Annotated in this window: 31 protein-coding genes; 13 read left to right on the top strand and 18 right to left on the bottom strand. The window is 56.3% G+C overall.

What is annotated here, in order from left to right; translation table 11 throughout:
• Nucleotides 1–56: 56 nt before the first annotated feature.
• From ACFFK0_RS11915 to ACFFK0_RS11900, 4 genes are all read left to right on the top strand, one after another.
• The gene (locus ACFFK0_RS11915; RefSeq protein WP_377470411.1) at nucleotides 57–800 is read left to right on the top strand and encodes an MBL fold metallo-hydrolase; all 744 of its coding nucleotides are present in this window, start codon (nucleotides 57–59) and stop codon (nucleotides 798–800) included.
• Nucleotides 801–927: 127 nt separating this feature from the next.
• The gene (locus tag ACFFK0_RS11910; RefSeq protein ID WP_377470410.1) at nucleotides 928–1161 is read left to right on the top strand and encodes a DUF3892 domain-containing protein; all 234 of its coding nucleotides are present in this window, start codon (nucleotides 928–930) and stop codon (nucleotides 1159–1161) included.
• A gap of 26 nt (nucleotides 1162–1187) precedes the next feature.
• The gene (locus ACFFK0_RS11905) at nucleotides 1188–2117 is read left to right on the top strand and encodes a cation diffusion facilitator family transporter (RefSeq protein WP_377470483.1); all 930 of its coding nucleotides are present in this window, start codon (nucleotides 1188–1190) and stop codon (nucleotides 2115–2117) included.
• Between the two features lie 231 nt (nucleotides 2118–2348).
• Nucleotides 2349–3953: an ATP-binding protein gene (locus ACFFK0_RS11900; RefSeq protein ID WP_377470409.1), complete on the top strand. Its 1605-nt coding sequence runs from the start codon at nucleotides 2349–2351 to the stop codon at nucleotides 3951–3953.
• 72 nt (nucleotides 3954–4025) lie between these two features.
• Here the strand turns inward: ACFFK0_RS11900 and ACFFK0_RS11895 are convergent, their stop codons facing one another.
• Nucleotides 4026–4463, bottom strand: coding sequence for a GNAT family N-acetyltransferase (locus ACFFK0_RS11895; RefSeq protein ID WP_377470408.1), 438 nt, complete (start codon nucleotides 4461–4463; stop codon nucleotides 4026–4028).
• A gap of 194 nt (nucleotides 4464–4657) precedes the next feature.
• On the opposite strand from ACFFK0_RS11895, the gene ACFFK0_RS11890 reads away from it, so the two are divergent.
• Nucleotides 4658–5086, top strand: a complete 429-nt coding sequence (locus ACFFK0_RS11890; protein ID WP_377470407.1) for a CBS domain-containing protein — start codon at nucleotides 4658–4660, stop codon at nucleotides 5084–5086.
• A gap of 60 nt (nucleotides 5087–5146) precedes the next feature.
• Here ACFFK0_RS11890 and ACFFK0_RS11885 read toward each other — a convergent pair whose 3' ends face one another.
• The 5 genes from ACFFK0_RS11885 to ACFFK0_RS11865 form a co-directional block, all read right to left on the bottom strand.
• Nucleotides 5147–6385: an ArnT family glycosyltransferase gene (locus tag ACFFK0_RS11885; protein ID WP_377470406.1), complete on the bottom strand. Its 1239-nt coding sequence runs from the start codon at nucleotides 6383–6385 to the stop codon at nucleotides 5147–5149.
• Nucleotides 6382–6726 carry a DUF2304 domain-containing protein gene (locus ACFFK0_RS11880; RefSeq protein WP_377470405.1) on the bottom strand — a complete coding sequence of 115 codons (345 nt, stop codon included), beginning with the start codon at nucleotides 6724–6726 and terminating at the stop codon, nucleotides 6382–6384. Before ACFFK0_RS11880 ends, ACFFK0_RS11885 begins: the two co-directional genes overlap by 4 nt.
• A complete protein-coding gene (locus ACFFK0_RS11875; protein ID WP_377470404.1) occupies nucleotides 6723–7430 on the bottom strand; it encodes a glycosyltransferase family 2 protein in 708 nt (235 codons plus the stop codon). Before ACFFK0_RS11875 ends, ACFFK0_RS11880 begins: the two co-directional genes overlap by 4 nt.
• A gap of 286 nt (nucleotides 7431–7716) precedes the next feature.
• Nucleotides 7717–8259, bottom strand: a complete 543-nt coding sequence (locus ACFFK0_RS11870; RefSeq protein WP_377470403.1) for a hypothetical protein — start codon at nucleotides 8257–8259, stop codon at nucleotides 7717–7719.
• A 113-nt stretch (nucleotides 8260–8372) separates the two neighbouring features.
• A complete protein-coding gene (locus ACFFK0_RS11865) occupies nucleotides 8373–8765 on the bottom strand; it encodes a VOC family protein (protein WP_377470401.1) in 393 nt (130 codons plus the stop codon).
• Nucleotides 8766–8980: 215 nt separating this feature from the next.
• Here ACFFK0_RS11865 and lepB point away from each other — a divergent pair, with 215 nt between their 5' ends.
• Together lepB and ACFFK0_RS11855 are read left to right on the top strand one after the other, a co-directional pair.
• On the top strand, nucleotides 8981–9586 hold the full coding sequence (gene lepB / locus ACFFK0_RS11860; protein ID WP_377470399.1) for a signal peptidase I: 606 nt from the start codon (nucleotides 8981–8983) through the stop codon (nucleotides 9584–9586).
• A gap of 134 nt (nucleotides 9587–9720) precedes the next feature.
• Nucleotides 9721–10476, top strand: coding sequence for an MBL fold metallo-hydrolase (locus ACFFK0_RS11855; protein WP_377470481.1), 756 nt, complete (start codon nucleotides 9721–9723; stop codon nucleotides 10474–10476).
• A gap of 54 nt (nucleotides 10477–10530) precedes the next feature.
• Here ACFFK0_RS11855 and ACFFK0_RS11850 read toward each other — a convergent pair whose 3' ends face one another.
• From ACFFK0_RS11850 to ACFFK0_RS11830, 5 genes are read right to left on the bottom strand one after another with little or no spacing between them, the layout of a single operon-like run.
• Nucleotides 10531–10713 carry a hypothetical protein gene (locus ACFFK0_RS11850; protein WP_377470398.1) on the bottom strand — a complete coding sequence of 61 codons (183 nt, stop codon included), beginning with the start codon at nucleotides 10711–10713 and terminating at the stop codon, nucleotides 10531–10533.
• Nucleotides 10714–10762: 49 nt separating this feature from the next.
• A complete protein-coding gene (locus ACFFK0_RS11845; RefSeq protein ID WP_377470397.1) occupies nucleotides 10763–11089 on the bottom strand; it encodes a YolD-like family protein in 327 nt (108 codons plus the stop codon).
• A complete protein-coding gene (locus ACFFK0_RS11840; protein ID WP_446686274.1) occupies nucleotides 11086–12327 on the bottom strand; it encodes a DNA polymerase IV in 1242 nt (413 codons plus the stop codon). The genes ACFFK0_RS11845 and ACFFK0_RS11840 overlap by 4 nt, the downstream gene beginning before the upstream one ends.
• A gap of 17 nt (nucleotides 12328–12344) precedes the next feature.
• Nucleotides 12345–12722, bottom strand: a complete 378-nt coding sequence (locus tag ACFFK0_RS11835; RefSeq protein ID WP_377470395.1) for a YhjD family protein — start codon at nucleotides 12720–12722, stop codon at nucleotides 12345–12347.
• Nucleotides 12722–12934, bottom strand: coding sequence for a hypothetical protein (locus ACFFK0_RS11830; protein WP_377470394.1), 213 nt, complete (start codon nucleotides 12932–12934; stop codon nucleotides 12722–12724). Before ACFFK0_RS11830 ends, ACFFK0_RS11835 begins: the two co-directional genes overlap by 1 nt.
• Nucleotides 12935–13098: 164 nt before the next feature.
• Between ACFFK0_RS11830 and ACFFK0_RS11825 the strand changes: the two genes are divergently transcribed.
• On the top strand, nucleotides 13099–13782 hold the full coding sequence (locus ACFFK0_RS11825; protein WP_377470393.1) for an SOS response-associated peptidase: 684 nt from the start codon (nucleotides 13099–13101) through the stop codon (nucleotides 13780–13782).
• A gap of 127 nt (nucleotides 13783–13909) precedes the next feature.
• Here ACFFK0_RS11825 and ACFFK0_RS11820 read toward each other — a convergent pair whose 3' ends face one another.
• Nucleotides 13910–14176: a DUF1292 domain-containing protein gene (locus ACFFK0_RS11820; RefSeq protein WP_377470391.1), complete on the bottom strand. Its 267-nt coding sequence runs from the start codon at nucleotides 14174–14176 to the stop codon at nucleotides 13910–13912.
• Nucleotides 14177–14300: 124 nt separating this feature from the next.
• On the opposite strand from ACFFK0_RS11820, the gene ACFFK0_RS11815 reads away from it, so the two are divergent.
• On the top strand, nucleotides 14301–14534 hold the full coding sequence (locus tag ACFFK0_RS11815) for a coat protein F (RefSeq protein WP_377470390.1): 234 nt from the start codon (nucleotides 14301–14303) through the stop codon (nucleotides 14532–14534).
• Between the two features lie 14 nt (nucleotides 14535–14548).
• A complete protein-coding gene (locus ACFFK0_RS11810; RefSeq protein ID WP_377470388.1) occupies nucleotides 14549–14824 on the top strand; it encodes a spore coat protein in 276 nt (91 codons plus the stop codon).
• 18 nt (nucleotides 14825–14842) lie between these two features.
• Here ACFFK0_RS11810 and ACFFK0_RS11805 read toward each other — a convergent pair whose 3' ends face one another.
• A complete protein-coding gene (locus ACFFK0_RS11805) occupies nucleotides 14843–15172 on the bottom strand; it encodes a hypothetical protein (RefSeq protein WP_377470387.1) in 330 nt (109 codons plus the stop codon).
• Nucleotides 15173–15303: 131 nt separating this feature from the next.
• Between ACFFK0_RS11805 and ACFFK0_RS11800 the strand changes: the two genes are divergently transcribed.
• Nucleotides 15304–15477 carry a hypothetical protein gene (locus ACFFK0_RS11800; protein WP_377470386.1) on the top strand — a complete coding sequence of 58 codons (174 nt, stop codon included), beginning with the start codon at nucleotides 15304–15306 and terminating at the stop codon, nucleotides 15475–15477.
• Between the two features lie 118 nt (nucleotides 15478–15595).
• On the opposite strand, the gene ACFFK0_RS11795 is transcribed toward ACFFK0_RS11800, so the two are convergent.
• The 5 genes from ACFFK0_RS11795 to ACFFK0_RS11775 all read right to left on the bottom strand — a co-directional run bounded on the left by ACFFK0_RS11795 (nucleotide 15596) and on the right by ACFFK0_RS11775 (nucleotide 18858).
• Nucleotides 15596–16432 carry a hypothetical protein gene (locus ACFFK0_RS11795; RefSeq protein ID WP_377470385.1) on the bottom strand — a complete coding sequence of 279 codons (837 nt, stop codon included), beginning with the start codon at nucleotides 16430–16432 and terminating at the stop codon, nucleotides 15596–15598.
• Between the two features lie 153 nt (nucleotides 16433–16585).
• The gene (locus ACFFK0_RS11790; protein WP_377470384.1) at nucleotides 16586–17143 is read right to left on the bottom strand and encodes an NUDIX domain-containing protein; all 558 of its coding nucleotides are present in this window, start codon (nucleotides 17141–17143) and stop codon (nucleotides 16586–16588) included.
• A 118-nt stretch (nucleotides 17144–17261) separates the two neighbouring features.
• A complete protein-coding gene (locus tag ACFFK0_RS11785; RefSeq protein WP_377470383.1) occupies nucleotides 17262–17705 on the bottom strand; it encodes a response regulator in 444 nt (147 codons plus the stop codon).
• 180 nt (nucleotides 17706–17885) lie between these two features.
• Entirely contained in the window at nucleotides 17886–18269 is a 384-nt protein-coding gene (gene gloA2 / locus ACFFK0_RS11780) for an SMU1112c/YaeR family gloxylase I-like metalloprotein (protein WP_377470382.1), read from the bottom strand.
• 124 nt (nucleotides 18270–18393) lie between these two features.
• On the bottom strand, nucleotides 18394–18858 hold the full coding sequence (locus ACFFK0_RS11775) for a hypothetical protein (protein WP_377470381.1): 465 nt from the start codon (nucleotides 18856–18858) through the stop codon (nucleotides 18394–18396).
• A gap of 319 nt (nucleotides 18859–19177) precedes the next feature.
• On the opposite strand from ACFFK0_RS11775, the gene ACFFK0_RS11770 reads away from it, so the two are divergent.
• Together ACFFK0_RS11770 and ACFFK0_RS11765 are read left to right on the top strand one after the other, a co-directional pair.
• Nucleotides 19178–20254, top strand: coding sequence for a ParM/StbA family protein (locus tag ACFFK0_RS11770; RefSeq protein ID WP_377470380.1), 1077 nt, complete (start codon nucleotides 19178–19180; stop codon nucleotides 20252–20254).
• Between the two features lie 5 nt (nucleotides 20255–20259).
• Nucleotides 20260–20859 carry a hypothetical protein gene (locus ACFFK0_RS11765; protein WP_377470379.1) on the top strand — a complete coding sequence of 200 codons (600 nt, stop codon included), beginning with the start codon at nucleotides 20260–20262 and terminating at the stop codon, nucleotides 20857–20859.
• The last annotated feature ends 16 nt before the right edge of the window (nucleotides 20860–20875 follow it).

The following is a 20875-nucleotide window of genomic DNA, read 5'->3' as shown; positions in this document are numbered from 1 at the left end:
CATCGAATGATAAAGTAAAATAGGCATATTTTGTCGAATGTAGGAGGTCGCTTCGGTTGACGGTTCGCATCCAAATGATCGGCACGGGCAGCGCGTTTGCGAAGAAATATTACAACAATAACGCTCTCGTATACGGCACCAATTTCAACCTGCTCATCGATTGCGGCGTCACGGCACCAAGATCGCTGCATGATTTGCAGTTTCCTCTAGACCGGCTTGACGGCATTCTCATTACTCACCAGCATGCGGACCATATCGGCGGCCTGGAGGAAATCGCTCTCCGCTTGTGCTATTCCTACGGACGCAAACGCATCAAGCTGTTCCTTCCGGAAGCGCTGGAGAAGCCGCTGTGGAACCATTCGCTTCGCGGCGGACTCGAGAATGTTGTAGAAGGATTTCACGGACTTTCGGACTATTTCGACGTCGTCTTGATGAAAGAGAACGTCAATACGCCTATTGCCGACAACCTTACGATCGAACTGATTCGTACCGATCATATTCAACAAAAGTTCAGCTGCTCGCTGATCATTAACGATTTGCTGTTTTACACCGCCGACATCGTATTCACGCCGGCGCTCTTGAAGCGGATCGTGGAGGAGCGCGGCTGCAAATACATTTTCCATGATTGCCAGCTCTCCTCCCCGGGTATCGTTCATGCAGCCTTAAGCGAGCTCTTGACGCTTCCGGAGGAGCTGCAGGAGCGCATTACGCTCATGCATTACGGAGACGACATGGATCTGAACGCGGAAACGGGACGTATGAAATTTGCGGTGCAGCATTGCCTTTACGAGCTTGTGTAATCCAGGAAGCCGTTCTATCCTGCCCGGGATGGAACGGCTTCTTCGTTTCGGGGGATAAGACCCGGGCGAATGCGCAATACTAACAACGGGCCCAGCCCTATTATCACCTATTCAGGAGGGTGCATCCATGACAGAACAACAGCTGCAGGTTACCGCGGTTCGGAAAAACGGCGACGGAGACATCGTAGAGCTCCAGCTCAGCAACGGTCAAAGCGTCGACTACAAGACGGCGCAGCAAATGGTTCGGGGCGGTCAAATCGCAGGTCTTAACGTCTTCACCGGCAGAGACGGGGAACCGCACCTTCGTTCCAATGCGGACGGCGACCCGTCGAACAACCTCGACAATCTGCCTGAATTCTGACAACGGAGCACGACACGTTGACGACGATATCGAAAGACCATTTGGAGCGCAATGGCATGCGGGCCGCCTGGATCAGCCTGGTCAGCAACGTCGTCTTGACCTTGATGAAGCTGATCGGCGGCTTCTTCCTGCGCAGCAGTGTCCTTATTGCCGACGGCATCCATAACGCCGGCGACGTCGTGGCTACCGTAGCGACGTTCGGCTCGATGCGCATCTCCCGCAATCCCGCCGACGAAGACCATCCCTACGGGCACGGCAAAGCCGAAGTGCTCGGTGCGGCCTTCGTCGCCGTCGTGCTCGCGGCCGCCGCCATCTATATGGCATATCACGCCCTCGAAGCGCTCTTCGAGCCGCCGCCGCCCGCCCATTATTTGGCGCTCGGCGCCGCAATTGTCTCGCTGGTGTGGAAGCAGTGGCTGTATACGTATACGATGAAGCTCGGCCGCGAGCTGTCCAGCAAGGGACTCATCGCTACCGCCTACGATCATTTGGCCGACGTATACGCCTCGATCGCTGCCGTCATCGGAATCGGCGTCGGCCTGGTCGGTGGCTGGACCGGCTATCCGATTCTCGGCTACGCCGATCCGATTGCCGGCTTCGCCGTTTCCTTACTTGTGCTGAAGCTTGCTTATGAGATGGGTAAAGAATCCATCGACGTGCTGATGGAGAAAGCTGTCCCGGCGGAGCAGCTGAAGGCTTATGCCGAGCTCGTGCGTCAGGTGCCTTCCGTCAAGCGCATTGACCGGCTTCGGGCGCGGGAGCTCGGCACGCATGTGTTTGTCGACATACGGGCCAGCGTGCCGGAGCATATGACGATCCGGGAAGGCCATAACGTCGTCAAGCATATTCAGCAGACGATCCGTTCCTCGCGGCCGGAAGTCGACGAAGTGTTGATTCATTTGAATCCATGGTCTCATGATTCGAATGAGACGGCCGGGACGGCGAAGGAGCCCTAGGCGGGCACACCCGGTTTCCGAAATTTTCCGACGTGTTGCGACTTTGCTCGACCTATAACGTTAGCCCCAGACGCCCCCCCGCGTCGGGGCTTTTTCTTCATTTTTACAACTTTCGGCAGGTGACTTCAATTATTTGGCAGGGATTTCAAAGAGAATAGAGAACTTGTAAGGAAGAGTTCATCGAAAGTTCACATATGTAAACAGGTCGATTCACTTGGAGTGTGCACAGCTATGGTTTATAAGTGGATAATCGCTAGTTATGCCGCATTTATTGCGATTTCCTACCTTTCGATAGTCGATTTTACGAACGTCATTCCTACACTTGCCGCCCTTGCCCTATTCGTAACCTTGGTGTTGCTGCCCGACGGCGGACCGATTCGGCGGGGGATTCGGATCGCTTCCTTACTATTGCTGCATTGGTTCATCAATGACTGGTGGATCTTGTTCCTCTATTTCCTGGTCCTTGGGCGCGAATATTACCTGTCGCACAATCTGACTCGGCTCCGGGTGATTGGTCTCGTCTACTATACCATGTTCGCGGCTATATCGATCCCTCAAGCCATGAAGATCCATATATACGCCAACCTGGGGTATGCCGCTGTCTTCACCCTGCTTTTCATCGTCTTCGGGCACATTATGCTGGAGCTGATCGTGAGCCGGATGCGGCTCGCGGACAAGCTGCAACGAGAGCATTCCGCCCTTCTCGGTAAAGATCCGCTCACCGGCTTAACCAACTTTGAAGAGTCACACCGCATCCTGGAGAAGCTGGTCGCCGCTCCCGAGCCGCTGCTGCTCGTGCTGATCGATTGCGCCGACTTGAAATCGATGAACACCTCGCGCGGCTACCGTACCGGCAACCTGATCCTGAAGCAGATCGCCGATCTGCTCGTCATCTCGTTCGCCGATGCGAAGCTGATTGCCCGTTACGGCGGCGATGAGTTCGCCCTCGTGCTGCCGCTGCAGGACAGCGAGCCGGTCTACGAGCATACGAGACAGCTGCTGGACTCGGAGCTGCCGAAGCTGACCGGCATTCGCATGACCTATGGCATGGCCAGTTACCCCGGCGACGCCCGGACGAAGGACAGCCTGCTCGGGGAAGCCGAGAACCGGCTGTACATGAAAAAGCGGGAGCTGTGGCTCGAGAGGGAAGAGCATCTGCTGCGTTCGGAGAAGCTGCGGGTTGTCGGCGAGCTAGCCTCCGGCATGGCCCACGAGATTCGCAATCCGCTTACGGCGGTGCGCGGATTTCTGCAAATTTCCAAGTCGAACGGCTACAACATTGAAGCGTGGTATTCGCTCATTATGGAGGAGATCGACCGTATGAGCGAGCTGACCGCGGAATTTTTGCAATTTTCCAAGCCGCAGAGCACCGACTTCCGGGCCCATTCGCTCCAGACGTGCCTGCAGCGTGTCATTGCCCTGACCGAATCCGAGGCTTCGCGCCTTGGCCTCAAGCTCGTTTATGAGCATCCGCAAGCTCCTCTGCTGCTCTGGATGGATCCCGACAAGATGGTGCAGCTGCTGCTTAATCTCGTGAAGAACGCATATGAGGCAATGAATCCGGGCGGGGTGCTGTACATTCGCATGAAGGAGATTTCGAACCGCGCTGTCGTCGAAATCCAGGATACCGGCGTCGGCATACCGAGCGACCGTCTGGAAACGATTTTCCATCCTTTCTATACGACGAAGGACTACGGAACCGGGCTGGGACTGTCCATCTCCTACAAAATCGTGCAGGATCATGAAGGTACGCTCGAGGTGGAGAGCATTGTCGGCGAAGGGACCACATTCGTCTTGACGTTCCCCGTTTTGACGGCCGCAGAGGAAACAGGCTGACCCTTGAGCTTGAACAATCCCCCCGGATGTACCCCGTATAGACTTAAAAAGAAGAAGCTGCAGCCCGGCGGGCTACAGCTTCTTCTTCATCCGAACGTGGAGAATGCCGGCGTCGTAGAACGGCTCTTCCGAAATGACCACATACCCTAGCTTACGGTAAAACGGCTCCGCCTGGCATTGTCCGTCCAGCACGGAAGCTTCACAGCCCTGCTCCTTCGCATCGCGCTCCATGTGCAGGATAAGCTCCCTGCCTAAGCCCAAGCCGCGATATGGCTTCCTTACCGCTACGCGCTGCAGCTTGGCCGTCTTCTCGTCATAATATCGCCAGCGGGCCGCTGCCACCGCTTCTTCGCCTTGAAGCATCAGAAAATGGCGGCAAGCGTCCGGCGACGCGTCGAATTCGTCGAGCTCTTCTTCCTCCGGCACCTGCTGCTCGGCGACGAATACTTCCTTGCGGATATCGAAGCAAGCCTCCAGCTCATCCTGGCTCCGCACATGAATGATGTTCACTTGAAGTCACTCCCTTGCAGTTACAATGTTGTCCTCTTGATCTTACCCGGAGAGCGGCCGCTTGTCCAATGAGAGGAATCGGCAAGCATATGAAAGCGCTAGCAAAAATGGGCTTGTTCGCCGCTTTAGCTGCATCCATATTTTTGGTACAATAGCGAAGGGGGAATCTTGTAAATCGAAGGAGCTTATGTTCGATGAACGTGGCCTTTTTCTTACTGCCGAAGCAAGATGTCATTACCGTGACGATTCATTCCACTTTGCGCCAGACGCTTGAACGCATGGAATTCCACCGCTATTCGGCGGTGCCGATGCTCACGGATGACGGCCGCTACGTTGGAACGGTGACGGAAGGCGACCTGCTCTGGTACCTCAAGAACACGGAAGGTGTGTCGTTCGAGAACGCTCATCGCCACCTGCTGGAGGATGTGCCGCTGCGCATGCGCAACAAACCGGTTCATATCCATGCACAGATGGAAGATTTGATCGATTTGGCCAAAACGCAGAACTTCGTACCCGTCATTGACGATTTCGACCATTTTATCGGCATTGTCAGACGCAGCGACATCATTGAATATTGCGCAAAGCAAATGTTCGGACGTTCGGAGGCCGCAGGTCGCGCCTAGATTAGACAACAGCAGCTTACAGGCGTTTGCGATTGCCGCGAACCGGAGGAGCGGGTTCGGTTACCGTCGCTGGGCGACGAGCCGGCCCGCTCCTTTGCCTGCCGTCCAAGCCAGCATCCCGCCTTGCACAGCGAAGTGGGCGGTCAGCAGCATCAGCATCGGCATCATCCCGTACGCATACCGGTTGACGGGGATAAAGATCATGTGCACGGCCAGGAACGTCAGCAGCGTGAGCACCGGGAAGCGGAACGGCCTGATCCACGGCGTCAATAGCGCCGCAGCGACCCAGCCGATGACGACGATATAACGATGCAGCCTCACCATCGCCGCGTAATACCACCCCGGTACCGTCCCCGGATAATCCCCCACCCACATCGACTTGAAGAAGATGAAAAATTTTCCCGCAGTCATCCATCGAATCCACAGCCACGGATCTTCCCGCAGCCCAGCTTGAATGCGCCGAAGCCCCTCTTGGAACTGCTCCTTCTCGTTAATTCGGCTCCAATCGATTGTTCCCCGGAAATACGGGTCCGTTCCGCCCAGAAACGGGTTGCCCACCTCTCCCTTGGCAATCGGAATAAACTCGTGGAACGTCACCCAATTGCGTACCCACCAGGGCAGCATGACAAGAGTGAAACACGCCGCAGCGGCAAGAGCGCCTCTCCACTCCGCCCGCTTGTCTTGGACATACAGCAGCACATACGGCACAACGCCCAGGGGCAGCACATTGGGCCTGATGAGTACGCAAATGCCGAGCAGCATTCCCGCAATACCATGATCCCGCCTGCCGCCTCCCTGAAGGACTCGCGTCTGCGCGTACAGCAGCGCCGTGAAGAAGGTCAGAAACGGCACCTCCGTCAAGATCAGCGAAGCCGAATATACATAGGGCGGGTAGACTGCGGCGAAGCCCGCGGCGAGAAGTCCCGTGAGCGGTCCGAACAGCCGCTTGCCGATCGCATAGATGAACCAAAGCGCGGGCAGGGCGAAGAAGCACTGCCATACGCGGATGATCATCAGCGTTCGTTCCAGCGGTTCGTAGCCGAATAGCTTAAAGAAGCCGGCAACGATCATCGGCCAGCCCGGCGTCACCATGGTGTTCGGCGTTGTGTCGCGGTACGCATAAATTCCTTTCTCCAGCAGCTGGATCGCCAGTCTGATGTACTCGGTCTGGTCCCCTATCAGCGACTCGGGGCCGTATTCCATCCTCATCACGAAGCGGAGGCGCAAATAACAGCCGACGGCTACAATGACCGCAAGGAGCACGGATGGCCAGCAGGACGCGACTCGCCTGAAGCTCATACCCGCCCCTCCTTGCCGATCCGTTCCTGCAGCAGCGCCAGCTCTTGAATGAGCCTCGTCACCCGGCGGTGCAGCTTGGAGATGACGATCGTCAAATGCAGGATGAGCGCCAGCGAGCATAGCAGGCCGATCAGGAACAGCAGCGACGGCGCATACGCGATCCGGACCGTATCGGAAATGAACTGCAGCAAGTCCGGGAACAGGCTGAAGCCGGCCATAACGCAGCCGAGCAGCAGCCACAGCAATGCGTACTGCTCCTGCAGCTTGCGGCGCCGGATGAGCTCGATCGTCACGAACAGGAACGCCAGACAAAATATCATGGACAGCATGTACACGTTCATAACGATCCTCCCGCTCCCCTCATTCTCGTCATGAGAACCGCTAACGACACCTTGGCCATATAATACAGTGATCTGAGCGGTGTGATGGACGATCTTCCCGCCTGCCGTTCGTGCATTTGCACCGACGTCTCGGCAAGCCGGTAGCGCTGCCTCAGCAGCAGCACAATCGCTTCCACTTCGGGGTAGTCCTCCGGGTAATAGCGGGCGAACAGCTCGATGACGCGGCGATTGACCGCCCGGAAGCCGGATGTCGGGTCCGTCGCCTTGCGGCCGGTCATCCAGTGCACCATCCAGGAGAAAAAACGAATGCCGATTCGTCTCGACCAATTCGAGCGATACGACGTCCGGGCAAGGAAGCGCGAGCCGATGCAGCAGTCCGCTTCATCCGCCAGCAGCGGCGCCAGCAGCTTGTCCAGCTCCTTCGGATCGTGCTGCCCGTCGCCGTCGAGCTGAACGGCGATATCGTAGCCGCCTCGCGCCGCATACATATAGCCGGTCTGCATCGCTCCGCCGATCCCGACATTGACCGGCATATGGATGACCGCAGCCAGCCCTGTCGCCTCGGCCTTCTCTCCGGTGCGGTCCCGGGACCCGTCGTTGACGACGAGGATATCGGCCTCCTTCCTCCATTGCTTGATATTGTATATGACCTCGGCAATGCTGCCTTCTTCATTGTAAGCCGGAATAATAATCAGCAGCTTCATGCTGTCGAATGACTCCCCTCTTGCCGCCATGATGTCTTTACCATCCAGCTTACCCGCGTTTTCCCCCGGATAAACGAAAATCTGTCTATTTTCGTACTAGCTCAAGAGAATGGCTGCAGGTACCGGTGCTCGTTCCAATGCTGAAAACGGGAAGTGTACGCAACCCGTCACGGAAATGCCGAATCGGTTTTCGGCAGGAAACCGGTTTGGATACAAACAACGTTTGCAGGCCGTTTGGCGAGCGTACTGCAAAGAAAAAAGCCGCTTCCGCGGCTTGTCAGCTTCTTTATTGCATTTGTCCCGAGCCGGGAGATTGGCTGGAAATGTATTCGCTCGACCAGTCGACCATGCCATTAATGAGCGTCAACACCAGGTTTACGACATCTTTCTCCGTCAAGCCCCCGTTCGTGCTGCTCGATACGTAATTAGCGGTTTTCTTCTCCAGCTGCGCCACCATGTCTTTAATACGCAGCAGCTCGTTGGCCAGCTGGGCGGGTTGACTGCTGCCCGAGCTCTGCTGCTGCCCCTGCTGCTGTTGTTGTCCCTGCCCCTGCTGCTGTTGTTGTCCCTGCTCCTGATGTTGCCCTTGCTGCTGCTGGCTCATTTGGATGCTGTTGTGCTCACTGCTCTGTCCGTTGTCAGCCTGCTGCTCGCCCTGCTGATCCGCCTGCTGGTTCGCCTGCTTTTTACCCGCACGATCCGACGACCCGGACGCTCCGCGGCCGCTTTCGGCAATCAGCCGCTTCATCTGTTCCAACTCGACCAGCATCATATCGTTCTGTTTCGTCAGTTCCTCAATTTGAGCCTTCAGTTCCTGTGTCTTGATCATGATGTTGTTCCTCCATGAGCGAGTAATGCCTGCGGAGCGGCTCCGCTGCTGTAGACTTAGCTTTGGCATTTTTCGACGTACCTAGTCGCCCATGGAGCAAATTGAATTCGTTCCTAGCCTTTAACCGGTTCGAAAAACTCCAGCCATTCGCCGTCGGGACCGTAAAAGAAAAAATATCTCGCCCCGTTCGGCAGCGTCGTAATTTCGGTGTCGATGAACGGTACGTCCAGCGACTTCAGGCGATCCCACTCCGCGTCCAAGTCGTCTGTCGTGAAAGCGACATGGTGCACCCTGCCTTCGGCAGGCAGCCCGGCGTTATAGCCTTCGATCAGCTCCAGCTCCGTCTCCTCCGCGTCAGGATGCGACAAGAACGCGAGCCGGATCACGCCGTTCGTATGAAGCAGCGTTCCTCTCAGCTTCAAGCCCACGATCGTTTCATAGAATGTAATCGACGTTTCCAAATGCTTGACCATAATGCCGACATGTTCGATTTTTTTTGCAGGCACGTGCAGTCCTCCCTCAAGTTTATCCCTTCCACTGTATCCCAATCTCCGCTAGCGGTGCAAGCATGGCGGTCATTCGACAGGAGCTTCGGCGAAAACATTACATAGTTCTCTATACAAAAGCAGACAGCCTTTGCAAGTCCGCTCCTCTATGATGAGTAATACAAGTTGCTAGCTTACTAGCTTACGAGACCGTTATGAATTGGAGGAACCTTTCCATGCAATGGCTATTGCTGCTTGCCTTGCTTCTGACCCCGGAGCATACCGAACCGGCCTCCGCCGCCGCCGCCATCGAAGCTCCGCCGCCGGCTGTTTCTTTCCTAGAGCTAGCCCCCCCGCTCCATTCGGCTCATTCCGCTCCGGCAACCGCTTCCGCCCCGGCCGCAGATCAGACGCAGACGGCACCGGGCACCGGGGAAACGCTCCTACCTTTTATTACAGAGGGCGAATCGATGAGTCCGACCATCGAGTCCGGAGACGGGCTCAGCGTTGATCCCGAATATTACCGTAATCACGCTCCGCAGCGCGGCGATATTGTTATCTTCACGGCACCGGACGAGCGCAGCTTTGTCAAACGCATCGTCGGCTTACCGGGGGAAACGATCGCCATCCAGAAGACCAAGCTGTTCATTGACGGCAAGGTCGTTGCCGGTATGCCGCTCGCCGGGTGCGAATCGGTTGTGGACGAAATTCAGCTCGGTCCGGACGAGCTTTACGTGCTCGGCGACAATTACAGCCACAGCTACGACAGCCGGTTTATCGGCCCCATTCGGAAGTCCAGCATCGTCGGCAAAGTCGTCAGCATCGAGCATCGTTCCTCCTGAGAGACGAGGGCCGGACTTAAAACGGCTTACATAGGAACCCGCGTCGGCGCAAACGCTACCTGTACAACAAGGAGGGATTGCGCTTGACTACACAACTAGACCCTGCGCCCGGGCTGCCGGCGGATGTATCCTACATGCGCACAGTAATCGCCAACGTAGTGTTCCTCGGCGAGCCCGGCTCGGAGCACTGGGTGCTTGTCGATGCAGGCGTCGCCACATTCGCCGACAATATCGCCGAGGCCGCACGGCAGCGGTTCGGCTCTGCCGCTCCGCAGGCCATTATTTTGACTCACGGCCATTTTGATCACGTCGGCTCTCTGCAGGCGCTGCTGCAAAAATGGCATGTCCCCGTCTATGCCCATGAACGGGAGCTGCCTTATGTAACCGGCAAAGCGGCATACCCGCCTCCGGACCCGACCGTCGGCGGAGGTCTGATGGCCGACCTGGCGGGCTTATATCCGAACGAGCCGATCGACATCGGGGCCAGCGCCAGGGCGCTCCCTGCGGACGGTACGATTCCCGGCCTGCCGCAATGGCGCTGGATCGCCACGCCCGGACATACGGCCGGACATGTCTCGCTGTTCCGGGATCGAGACCGGACGTTACTTGCAGGCGACGCGTTCATCACAGTAAAGCAGGAGTCGGCGTTCGCCGTGTTGACGCAGCTCCGGGAAATTCACGGCCCGCCGACATACTTCACACCTGATTGGGAGGCTGCGCGGGATTCGGTCGAGCGCCTGGAGGCGCTTCGTCCCGAGACTGCGGTTACCGGACACGGCCTCCCGATGTCGGGAGAAGCGCTGCGCGCCGGGCTGGCGATGCTCGCCCGCGACTTCGTGCGGATGGCCGTGCCCGAACACGGGCGGTACGTCGGCACGATTCGCTCTTAATGCCGCTGCCGCAACAGAACGACCCGCCGTACGTTTCGGCGGGTCGTTCTCCTTCTAGCTATCGTGCTCCGAACTCGGCCGACTCACATCAATGACGCCGCAAGCCCCGGGATACCCGTCGCCGTGCATCGTCTCCTCCAAGTGTTCGCGCATTTCCTCGTCCCCCGGAATGTCGGCTACCAGTTTGGCCGGAGGCTGGCGAAATTCCACAAGCCCTTTCGGTTTCCGCTCCGTCACCCTCGCTTGTCACCCCCATCGCTTTCGTCGTAGGCAGCTTGACGCGTTCCTAGTTTGCCAAGGTTACCTCCACGATATCCCGCAGAGCGATCCATGTGCCGTCTACCAGCAGCTTGCGGGTCAGCACGTCGACCTTGGCGATGCTCCCGGTGACTACCCGGTATTCGTACGGGTCGAAGATGCGGACCGTAACGGTCAAGCCCTCCCGGTACGCTTCGCCGAGCAAGGCGTTGATCTCTTCCCACTTGTATGGGTCGAGCGTCGGACGCTCCCGCTTGCCCAGGAGCTGGTTCTCCCGGATCATCCGGGCTTGGTGCTCCGGCAGCCGCATCCGGCTCGATTCCCAGAGCCCGTTTCCTTCCAGCTTTTTTCTCATTTGTAATGCCCCCCGATCTTGCCGGCCCGATCCTTCGCCTGCCCGGCGGCCGAAGCCGACACCGCACGCATGATGACCGTATCGCCGAACCGCAGCTTCAGCGCATCCGTCGTCCGCTCCAGCGCCCGATACTTTTCGCGCTCCTCAAACATCGTCAGTTGGTACTGCTCCTCGTTCACAAGCTGCGACAGCCCCATGCCGACCTTGCGCACCGGCAGGCCGTTCCAATGCCGCTGAAACAGCTGCACGGCCGAGCGGTACAGCTGAATGGTCGCATTCGTCGGATCGGGCATTTTCATCTGCTTATAAAATCCCGTCGGCCGGTCGAAATCCGCCCCTTGGCAGCCTACGAACACGACGCCGCCCATGTAGCCGTTCCGCCGCGCCCGCTGGCAGACGAGCTCGGCCAGCTCCAGCAGCACGACCTTGATATCGGCCAGCGTGCCGTAATCCCGGGGCAGCGTAATCTGGTGGCCGATCTGCGTCGGCGGCGCCTCGTGCGTAAACGGGCTGACCGGACTGTCGTCGATTCCGTTCGCAATGCGCCAGTACAGCTCCGCGTCGATATCGCAGTTTTTGTGAAACCGGCGCCGCATCAGCACCTTCAGCTCCGCCAGCGGCGTCCGCGCCAAGTGGCCGATCGTCGGCATCCCCATCGCCAGAAAATGCTGCGTCATCCGGCTTCCGACCATGAACATCTTATGAATCGGCTGCGGCCACAGCTGCTTCGGCAACTCCTCCTTCGTCAGCACAAACTGCCCGCCCGGCACCTTCTTCGCCCACATGTCGCACGCCATCTTGGCCGTAACTTTAGAGTAGCTGATCCCAAGCCGCGTATATACCCCTGTCTCCGTTCGCACCTCGGCCTGAATCGCCGTGGCGATCTGCTCCGGCGTCCCGAACAGCTGGGCGCTTCCCGTCACGTCGATAAACTGCTCGTCGATCGAATACGGCTCCACAAGATCGGTGTATCGCCTCAATATTTCCGTAATCTTCGTCGACACGTCAATATACGTCTGCATCCGCGGCTTCATCACGACGAGCTGCGGACACTTCGCAAGCGCCTCCCTCAGCGTCTCCGCCGTCGTCACGCCAAGCTCCTTGGCAAGCGGGCACGCCGCAAGAATAATGCCGCTGCGCCGCTCGGGATCGCCCGCCACGACCAGCGGCCGATCCGCGTATTCCGGATGCGCCGCCTTCTCTACCGACGCATAAAAGCTCTGGCAGTCCGCCAGCATAATAATGCGCTCCTTGCTCACCCGCCATCACCGCTCGTCAGCTTGATGTTCGCATATTCACTCGCCTTCGTCAGCACCGCCGTCCGTATCGTATCCCATAACAAACTGGTCTGATGCTTGTAGCCCCGGCACAAATACTCCGCTTCAATGCCGTACCGGGTGCGTCGTTCGGTCTGAACCCGAATCCCGCATTCGCGCAGCGTTCGCTTAATCACATAATGCTCCTTCACAATCTCGTCCTGCACCTTCTTCAATCCCCTGATGAGCAGCAGATCCAGCTTGAAGCCCGCCGTCTGCGCCGTCTTGATGTCGTTGTCGAGGTAATCCAGCAGTACCGGAATGATGAGAAAATCCCGTACCAGCCTCATCTCCCCCTCGGTTGCCAGAGGTCTCATCAGCTCACCCTGCTTCTTCGCGGCAGCGGTCTGGCCGCCAGCACGTTCTCCAGCTTGAAGCTGCGCGGCGCCTGACGGCGGTAGCAGAACGCCTGCAGCGTATCGCCTTGCACCGCGCGGATCTCCACAATCCGGTGCGTCAGCTGGCGCCGGCTGTCCAAGTAAATGATCTCGACGACCGAACCGACATACTTGCTGAACTTGATCGGCATCGCAAATCCCCTCCTCAGAATGCGAATAAATGTTCGCATATTCCGTGGTATTCATTATACACCCGGAACACCTGTTCTATGCAAGAGGGAAATGTTCCTTGTAACGGAAATTTAACAAACCGGAATTTTGCCTTTATACTGATAGTACATAAGGAGGGCTGATCATGTGCGGACGGTATACGATTGTCGTATCGATGGAGGAGCTGATGCTGCGGTATTTGTCGGATTTGCCGACGGATCGCTACCATAGGCCGCGGTATAATGTAGCGCCCATGCAGCAAGTTCTGGCCGTCATTCATGACGGCGAGCGGAACCGGCTCGGGGAGCTGCGCTGGGGACTCGTGCCGAGCTGGGCGGGCGACGAGAAGATCGGCAGCCGCATGATCAACGCCCGCGCCGAGACGCTGCTGGAGAAGCCGGCGTTCCGCCAATTGGTGAGCCGCAAGAGATGCATCGTGCCGGCGGACGGATTTTACGAGTGGAAGGCTGTCCGCGGCGGCAAGCAGCCCATGCGCATTACGCTGAAGGAGGAGGCGGTGTTCTCCTTTGCGGCGCTGTACGATACGTGGGTTCATCCGGAGGATGGCCGCAAGATCAGCACATGCACGATTATTACGACCGAGCCGAACCGGCTGGTGGCGGATATTCACAACCGGATGCCGGTTATTTTGCGCCGCGAGGACGAGGCGTTGTGGCTGGATCGCAGGAATGGGGACGTTCAGCAGGCGATAAAGCTGCTGCGGCCGTATCCGGCCGAAGAAATGCGGGCTTACCCCGTCTCCGCCAAGGTCGGTAATGTGAAGAACGATACCGCGGACTGCTTGGACGAAATTGCGCTGGAAGCCTGATCCGGCAAGGAAACGCCAAAAAAGCTAAGTGAGGCGGTATCGCCTTCGCTTAGCTTCTTGGCCGTGCTGCATCAGATTGCGTTGCTGCCGGCTGCTGCTGTTTCGGTATGCAGGCTGCGCCGCAATTTTACTCGGCCGGCGCCGCCTCTATCGCCACCTGATAAGCATCCAGAATCGCCGCAGCTTCTTCGGGATTGTCGATCCCGACCAAGTACTGATCCTCCTCCTCATCCCCGACAACCCGCATCAGAATGAGTCCTTCCTCCTCATCATCGGACGCCAGCAGCGCATAAGACTCCTCGTCCATGTCGAACAACGCCTCGACGGCATACTCCTTCGTTCGTCCCTCTTCGTCCTCGACCGCAATTCGGTCTCTTACCGGCTGCTCTTCCATTAAGCTCTCCCCTTTTGGACCTTCCCGTCCGAATATTTTGATTTGGGCTCATGCGGAACTTCTTCCGGCGGCGGGCATATGCTGCAAGCATGAAAATGTATTCCGATCAGAGAGGAAGATGTCCATGTTTTCCACAGCCGGAATGACGCCGCCGCGCCCTGCGCTGGCTCCCCACGAAACGATCGAGCTTCATGAGCTGCTATCCTTTAAGTCCGTTTCTCTTGTCAAAATGAAGGAAGCTGTCGGCAAAGTGACCGATCCCGTTCTTCAGCAGCTTTATCTGCACAACATTCGGATGACCGAAGGGCATATCGCCGAATTGATGCAGCTGCTGCAGCACCGGGCCCTATTACCTTAATGAAGGAGACTGGCATGATGATGGATGATCGTTTCTACGCATTGGAACTGCTGCTGACGGCCAAAACCGGTATTCGCGACACGGCGGTCGCAATTAGCGAAACCTCTACCCCGTCCGTGCGGGATGTGCTGCTTCGCCAGTTTGAGGAAGAAGCCCAGGCCCATCAAACGGTGTTCCTCTACACGTTATCCCGCGGCCTAACCCCGTCCTACTCGCCGGAACAACTGATCCGAAATGATTTCGAGAACGCCTATATGGCCCTTCAGCTTCCGCTCCCTGCCTTAAAATAGTTCTTGGGCGGGAAAACGTTAAGGAAAATCCCGGTCCGGGACGTCCAGATAGCCTTTCAGCGAAAACAAAGCTGACCGCAGCTCATCGTTATCCATTTGCTTCGTCGCCCGGAGATGGTCCAAAAGGCTCGTATACAGGCTCATCAACCGATCGTTAAGGCTCGGCTCCGCCGAGTATTGCGGCTCATCCACGACGACCATGTTCGTTTGGAGGTCGAGCTCCTTTTCCGATAAATCGTTCAGCTCTCCCCGGACCGCCCTAAGCTCCGCTTTCAGTGAAGCGGGAAAGCTGTCTGCGTAAGAATCCAGTTGGTTAAGAACGGCTTCGATTTGCGTTCGTTTCATCATCTTGAGCACTCCTTAAGAATCTGGGATGTCTTCTGTAGCGTCCCCTCCCCAGCCCAAAAAGATGCCGACATGAACACGAGCCCGATAGCGCATCCTATCCTCATCCCGTCTTAGAGAGGAGGAACGAGCGTATGCCGCGTTCAGGAACGAACGATCAAACGTACGTCCACGATCCGCTGAGCTCCGATGCAGGCTCGAATCGACTCGAGAGCACGCAAATCGGTGAAAGCTTGGAGCAATCCAAGGCCCGAAAGCGTGCGGAATCGCATCAGGAGTCGTTCTCGGAGGTTTCACTGCCCGAATAACAAGGCCGACCTATCTGCCATTGCGGTAAAATGCAAAAAAAGAGTCCCTCATGGAACATCTCCATGAAGGACTCTTTGGCTTTCACTTTGCTTGGAGGCGTACCGGAAACGCTTCTGCTTACGGTTGAGGGACCAGCTCCCCGCCGAAATAAAGAAAGGTACGCTCAGGCCGCTCTTCGTCCACGATACCGGAAGCGATCCGACCGTCTTCGCCAAGACGCGCATAGGCTTTATGCTCTGCTCCCCATATCGAGGCGCTAGCCGATGCGCTTCGCTGCAGGACGTCTCCCGACCAACGATACACGATCACATCCGGGAAATGCATATGAAGTCCTTCGAATTGAATCGCCAGCTCCGCTCTTCCGTCACGATCGAGGTCCGCGGCATAAGGCGTTCCCCACTCCTCAAAGCGAAGCCACTTCCGCTCACCGAAATCATAGACGAGGTAAACCTTAAACCCCGGCCCGTTAGCGAACAGCTCAAGACCCGCAGCGATAGACTGCAGCCCGGAAGCGGAATGCACGGAAAGGCCGGACGGAGGAAGCCAGACGTCGGAGGAGCTCACCTCCGGAATGGCATACGATTCCCCGCCGAACCGAAGCACCGCTGTCAGACGTCCCGGCTCTTCCGCAGCGTCGTAAAGCTCCAAAGTGCTGTCCGTGCCATCTATGCTTCCTAACGAAACGTTTTTTTGGGGATAACCCGCGGGGACGTTATCGAGAGCTGCCCCCTTCGATATGACCTCCATCTCTACCGGCGCAAACGCAAGCTTTACGCTCCGCTGCAGCTCCTGCGTCGAGGCTGCCGGTATCGGCTCCGAAACGGAGGCCGCCTCACCGCGACTTAGTTCTCCTTCGCCCCTCGCCGCCCCCCGGCCGTATACCCAAGCAGTCACGCTGCCCACTAGAAGCAGCACTGCGGCGGCAATCCCGATCAATCTCCGTGCCATATTCATCCGCTTCCCCCCACTAACTCCCGGGACTCATACGCCTATGGACGTAAGCGGCTCTGGAAAGTTGCAGCGGAGCACAAGACGCGGTCCAAACCTTGCGCAAGCAAGCGGCTCCATACGGCTTGTCCGGCGGCGGGTCCTGCGGCAGCACGGCCTCTACCCGCGAAACAAACCGTATCCGTCCAGAGGCACGATCGGCTCCCTGTCCTGAAGGAGACCGTCCGACTTCGCCTCGAGCGCTGCATGAATCAGCCAGCGGGTGAAGCTCGCCACCTTCATCGATTCCATCTCTTCCATACTGTAAAATCCCGCTCCATCCACCTCAACGCCATCCGGGACGGGATCCCCCGACACATAATCCATCGCAAACGCAATGTACACGTTATGGATGTCGCGGGGCTGATCGCGCAGCGCGATCATGCTGCGAACGGTCGCCTCCACGCCGGTTTCCTCCCGCACCTCGCGGACGATCGTGTCATGTATGAGCTCCTTCTGCTCAATATATCCGCCCGGATTCGTCCAGTACCCTTTGCCCGGGTCCTGCGCCCGGCGGACGAGCAGCACCTTGCCCTCCCGAACAAGGATCGCCCCAACGCCAATGCTGTAATGTCCCCAATGCACGAAAGTGCAGACCGGACAAGCGGGACGCAGCGTACCGTCGAAATCCCTCATTTCAAGCTCCGTACCGCATGACAGACAAAATCTAACGTTCATTCTCTCAGCCTACTTTCTGTTCCCGTTCATCCTGAAGCGACGTCTCATCAACAGTATCGATAATAATTAACTTTCAAAGGAAGAAGCCGCGCAGCCGGTTCGAGCCGCGCGGCTTCTTCTATAACCTTAGCTTGCGGTACATCGAGGGCAGCCACCCGCCAGCAGAACTGTTCACAGTAGCGGACGGCGGAACATAGTACGGAGACTTCAACGTAACCGTTCCGTCCAGCACTTGTCTGGCAAAGCTTATAAATTCATCGATATCGAACGGCTTCGTTACGAGGGCGCGCGGCTTGTCAGCCGGGCCGTACGCCGACATTGTAATGATCGGAAGACGATCGTTCACCTGCAGCAGACGTTCGATCGATTCCCAGCCGTCCACATCGGGCATCACCAAATCATGGATAACCAAATCCGGCATCGACAACCGAACCGCCTGAAGCGCCTCCGCGGCACTGGCCGCCATCGTTACCTCATAACCCTCGCTGCGAAACACCTCGTTCAAAAGCACGCGGATTCCCAACTGATCGTCAACGATTAGCACTTGCTTTTTCTCTACCATGCCGTATGTGTGCTCCTTTACCTTGCGTCGAGTGCAGACGCCCATCATGCCATTCATGGTGCGGCACGCCGCTTGTTCAGCTTTGCCGACTCAACAAGTATAAGGCAAGCCTACGGATTTTGTTGTCACTTTATCGTGTCGAACGGTAGGAATACAACAAGGAAATTCCACAGCTTTCGATCATTTTTCATAGAGTTCGATCGGAAGCCGGTCGGGGTCCTGGAAGAACGTATACCGTTTCCCCGTCCACTCATCAACGCGGATCGGCTCGCAAGTAACGTGGAACTGCTGCAGATGAAGCACGGTCTGCTCGACATCGTCGACCTCGAAAGCTAAGTGCCGCAGCCCCCGCGCTTCCGGATAGCTCGGCCGCTCCGGCCGGTCCGGGAACGAGAACAGCTCAATTTGACTGCCGCCGATCTCCAGATCAAGCTTGTACGATTCCCTTTCCTCACGGTACACTTCCCGAATGACGCGAAGCCCGAGGATCTTCGTATAGAAATGTTTAGACACCTCATAATCCGAGCAAATGATCGCAACGTGATGAATGTTGTTCAGCACCATGTAAGAGCATCCTTCCTCTCGCTTGGCAATATATTCTACCCCGTTCTATTGTAACCACCGACGTATAAAAAAAGATAGAGTCATCAGAAAAAAACTGACGCTCTATCTTCACATATAGAAAAAATTAATTCGTTGCCGGAATCACAACATCGTCCGTATTGTAATTCAGAACTTGAAGGTTCGCTTGATAAATATATTCGACATGCAAGCCGCCGCCGCCGTCGATGCCGAAGCTTTTACCGATTTTGAAAGTCGTGACCGTCTTCACCAGCTTGCCAGCAGCATCGTACTGATACAAAGTCGTAGTAATGTTTGGAGTGTGGTTCGTGTACAGCGACTCGCCGTCCGTACGGAACGCGCGAACGCCGGTAATCGGCGATGTATCGAACAAGTTCTTGTCGATCACGACCAAATAGTATTTCGTACCGAGACCGTAGAACGCGTAATACTGTGTCGACGTATTCACCTTGCTGCCGATAGCTGTACCCATCCAGGACGGCGCGGTTTCCGTTGCGGCGCTGGCAGTAGTCGGAAGTACCAGGGTGAACACAAAAGCAAGAACGAAGAACAGACGGCTAAACATTTTCATAAATAACTGAAATCCTCCTTTAGGTATGCAACCAGTTCGAAATATCGACATCATTTGATGTTTCTTCATCATTATAATGTAATATTTTGTATTTACATCCCACCAAAGACCCGATGAAATATTAAGTATTGTTTGAGTTTGATTCTAAAGTCACAGATAAGCAGGTATATTCTGGGTATTTGGAAAAAATACTGATCTTCATGAACCGACAAGTCAGCCTAAAGCGTCTCGCTCCCTAGGTAGCTGTCACACCATGCGCCTGCCCATCATACAATTTTATTGAATGGTTTTGTATTTTGTTTTACTTGGAGGCTATACAATGAGTGAACATGTATTTATCGTGATGGGGATTGATCATGGAAACGGATATTTCAAAGGATACAGCGACGACGTTCCCGGACTTGTTCTCCCCAGCGGCTTACTAACGAAGGATAGCGCTCAGCGGGAGGATTCCACCGGTTTGGGCGGAAATACGATGAACGAGTTTGAGTCCAGTTTATATGCAGGAGAAAGATATGTTTGGGGGCCGTCCATCGACAAAGCGAAGGGACGCTATTTGTCTACCTATACGAGTGAAGACCGCTATGCCCAGAAGCACTACAAAATTTTGAGCCAATTCGGCATCGCCAGCCTGCTCCGGGATGACGAAGGGGCGTACGACGTATTCCTGGTTACCGGCTGCCCGCCTCGTGAAAAAGGAACGAAACGGGAGCAAGAGATCATCGATCTGTTCAAAGGGACGCATATTGTCCAAATCAACAATACCGACAAAATTATTCACGTCAAGGAATGTAAAGTATTGCCGCAGCCGCTCGGCAGTATTCTGGATCTATATATTGATGAAACCGGAACGATCGTCCGCGAGGAGATCGGCACCTCCTATATCGGCATCGTCGATATCGGATCCGGAACAACGGACTTCGACGGCATCGATGCGTTAAAGGCCATCCCTGAAGATCGTCATACGATTTCCATCGGGATGTATGAAATTTACCAGCGTCTGGCCGACCACATCAATAACCAGCACCCCGATGCGAACGCCACTCCGAAAAGCGTCGAGCTGCAATTTTCCCAAGACGTTTACCAGGTCTCCAAGCGCCTTGCCATTCCGATTCAAGAAGCAAAGGACAAAATCGTACGCGAAACGGCGGAATACCTGATCAACGAGCTTCAAGTACGGTGGAGACATCGCAGCAAATTTGACATGGTCATCCTGACCGGCGGCGGCGTTAACGTACTCGCGCCCTGGTTTAAGCTCTTTATTAAGGACATCCACATCGTTGAAGATGTCCAGCTGTGCAATGCTCGGGGATTTTATAAATTAGGCTTGCTGATGGCTAAGGAGCATTCGGAATTCGCCGCAGCCAAGCAAAGCAATGTGCCTGTCGGGAGCTGATCTGCATGAAGAAGCGCGCATCCATTGCATTTCAAATCAACTTTGCCGATCTCGAGCATCTTACTCCGGAGAATAAAAGCCGCTTATATTTGTTCTATCGGCAGCTCCGCAAGAAACGCAAGCTGGGGCAATTTTGCAAAGAGGCTTTTATTGAGAAAGCGACCCGCCGGCTTGTCGAACAGGAGCGTAAAAAGCTCAGCCGGCCGCAGGTAGCGTCCCCGGAAACTGCGGAGTCCGCAGCGCCTCCCGCACCTGTAGTGCATATCACTCAGCTTCGGACTGAAGAAAATGTCAAGAAGGCGCCGCAGCCGGTTCCTCCCCTCGCGCAGCCTGTGGGCGAAACGCAGGCAGCTCCGCCGCTGCCGGAGAACCAATCCCTGGCAGCCGCACCACTGCTGGGAAACGAGTCGCCGCAAGCCGCTTCGCCGCCGCCGAAGGCAGGTGCCCAGACCGGGCAAACCGGGCAGCATGTGGAGCATGTGGAGCATGTGGAGCCGGAACAGCCTGTGCGGTCGGAACAGGCCGAGCGGCCGGAGCAGCTGAAGCAGCTGAAGCAGCCGGATACCAAGAAAGTCGACCTGGAGAAATTGAAGGGATTGCTATAGGGGCATACAAAACAAA

Source organism: Paenibacillus chartarius, from assembly GCF_042432825.1.
Classification (GTDB): Bacteria; Bacillota; Bacilli; order Paenibacillales; family NBRC-103111; genus Gordoniibacillus; species Gordoniibacillus chartarius.
Note: the sequence above shows the minus strand (reverse complement) of the source record. Positions and strands in the feature narration are given on the sequence as shown.

Coding starts and splice junctions, on each gene's coding strand:
- gloA2 (WP_377470382.1), bottom strand. CDS start 18,269: ATGGTGCTGAACAACATTCATCACGTTGCGATCATTTGCTCGGATTAT.
- ACFFK0_RS11880 (WP_377470405.1), bottom strand. CDS start 6,726: ATGAACGTGTACATGCTGTCCATGATATTTTGTCTGGCGTTCCTGTTC.
- ACFFK0_RS11810 (WP_377470388.1), top strand. CDS start 14,549: ATGATGATGGATGATCGTTTCTACGCATTGGAACTGCTGCTGACGGCC.
- ACFFK0_RS11765 (WP_377470379.1), top strand. CDS start 20,260: ATGAAGAAGCGCGCATCCATTGCATTTCAAATCAACTTTGCCGATCTC.
- ACFFK0_RS11885 (WP_377470406.1), bottom strand. CDS start 6,385: ATGAGCTTCAGGCGAGTCGCGTCCTGCTGGCCATCCGTGCTCCTTGCG.
- ACFFK0_RS11840 (WP_446686274.1), bottom strand. CDS start 12,327: ATGCTGGCGGACTGCCAGAGCTTTTATGCGTCGGTAGAGAAGGCGGCG.
- ACFFK0_RS11890 (WP_377470407.1), top strand. CDS start 4,658: ATGAACGTGGCCTTTTTCTTACTGCCGAAGCAAGATGTCATTACCGTG.
- ACFFK0_RS11820 (WP_377470391.1), bottom strand. CDS start 14,176: ATGGAAGAGCAGCCGGTAAGAGACCGAATTGCGGTCGAGGACGAAGAG.
- ACFFK0_RS11815 (WP_377470390.1), top strand. CDS start 14,301: ATGTTTTCCACAGCCGGAATGACGCCGCCGCGCCCTGCGCTGGCTCCC.
- ACFFK0_RS11790 (WP_377470384.1), bottom strand. CDS start 17,143: ATGAACGTTAGATTTTGTCTGTCATGCGGTACGGAGCTTGAAATGAGG.
- ACFFK0_RS11900 (WP_377470409.1), top strand. CDS start 2,349: ATGGTTTATAAGTGGATAATCGCTAGTTATGCCGCATTTATTGCGATT.
- ACFFK0_RS11785 (WP_377470383.1), bottom strand. CDS start 17,705: ATGGTAGAGAAAAAGCAAGTGCTAATCGTTGACGATCAGTTGGGAATC.
- lepB (WP_377470399.1), top strand. CDS start 8,981: ATGCAATGGCTATTGCTGCTTGCCTTGCTTCTGACCCCGGAGCATACC.
- ACFFK0_RS11830 (WP_377470394.1), bottom strand. CDS start 12,934: ATGCCGATCAAGTTCAGCAAGTATGTCGGTTCGGTCGTCGAGATCATT.
- ACFFK0_RS11795 (WP_377470385.1), bottom strand. CDS start 16,432: ATGAATATGGCACGGAGATTGATCGGGATTGCCGCCGCAGTGCTGCTT.
- ACFFK0_RS11855 (WP_377470481.1), top strand. CDS start 9,721: ATGCGCACAGTAATCGCCAACGTAGTGTTCCTCGGCGAGCCCGGCTCG.
- ACFFK0_RS11800 (WP_377470386.1), top strand. CDS start 15,304: ATGCCGCGTTCAGGAACGAACGATCAAACGTACGTCCACGATCCGCTG.
- ACFFK0_RS11770 (WP_377470380.1), top strand. CDS start 19,178: ATGAGTGAACATGTATTTATCGTGATGGGGATTGATCATGGAAACGGA.
- ACFFK0_RS11875 (WP_377470404.1), bottom strand. CDS start 7,430: ATGAAGCTGCTGATTATTATTCCGGCTTACAATGAAGAAGGCAGCATT.
- ACFFK0_RS11870 (WP_377470403.1), bottom strand. CDS start 8,259: ATGATCAAGACACAGGAACTGAAGGCTCAAATTGAGGAACTGACGAAA.
- ACFFK0_RS11775 (WP_377470381.1), bottom strand. CDS start 18,858: ATGAAAATGTTTAGCCGTCTGTTCTTCGTTCTTGCTTTTGTGTTCACC.
- ACFFK0_RS11805 (WP_377470387.1), bottom strand. CDS start 15,172: ATGATGAAACGAACGCAAATCGAAGCCGTTCTTAACCAACTGGATTCT.
- ACFFK0_RS11835 (WP_377470395.1), bottom strand. CDS start 12,722: ATGAGACCTCTGGCAACCGAGGGGGAGATGAGGCTGGTACGGGATTTT.
- ACFFK0_RS11825 (WP_377470393.1), top strand. CDS start 13,099: ATGTGCGGACGGTATACGATTGTCGTATCGATGGAGGAGCTGATGCTG.
- ACFFK0_RS11910 (WP_377470410.1), top strand. CDS start 928: ATGACAGAACAACAGCTGCAGGTTACCGCGGTTCGGAAAAACGGCGAC.
- ACFFK0_RS11845 (WP_377470397.1), bottom strand. CDS start 11,089: ATGAGAAAAAAGCTGGAAGGAAACGGGCTCTGGGAATCGAGCCGGATG.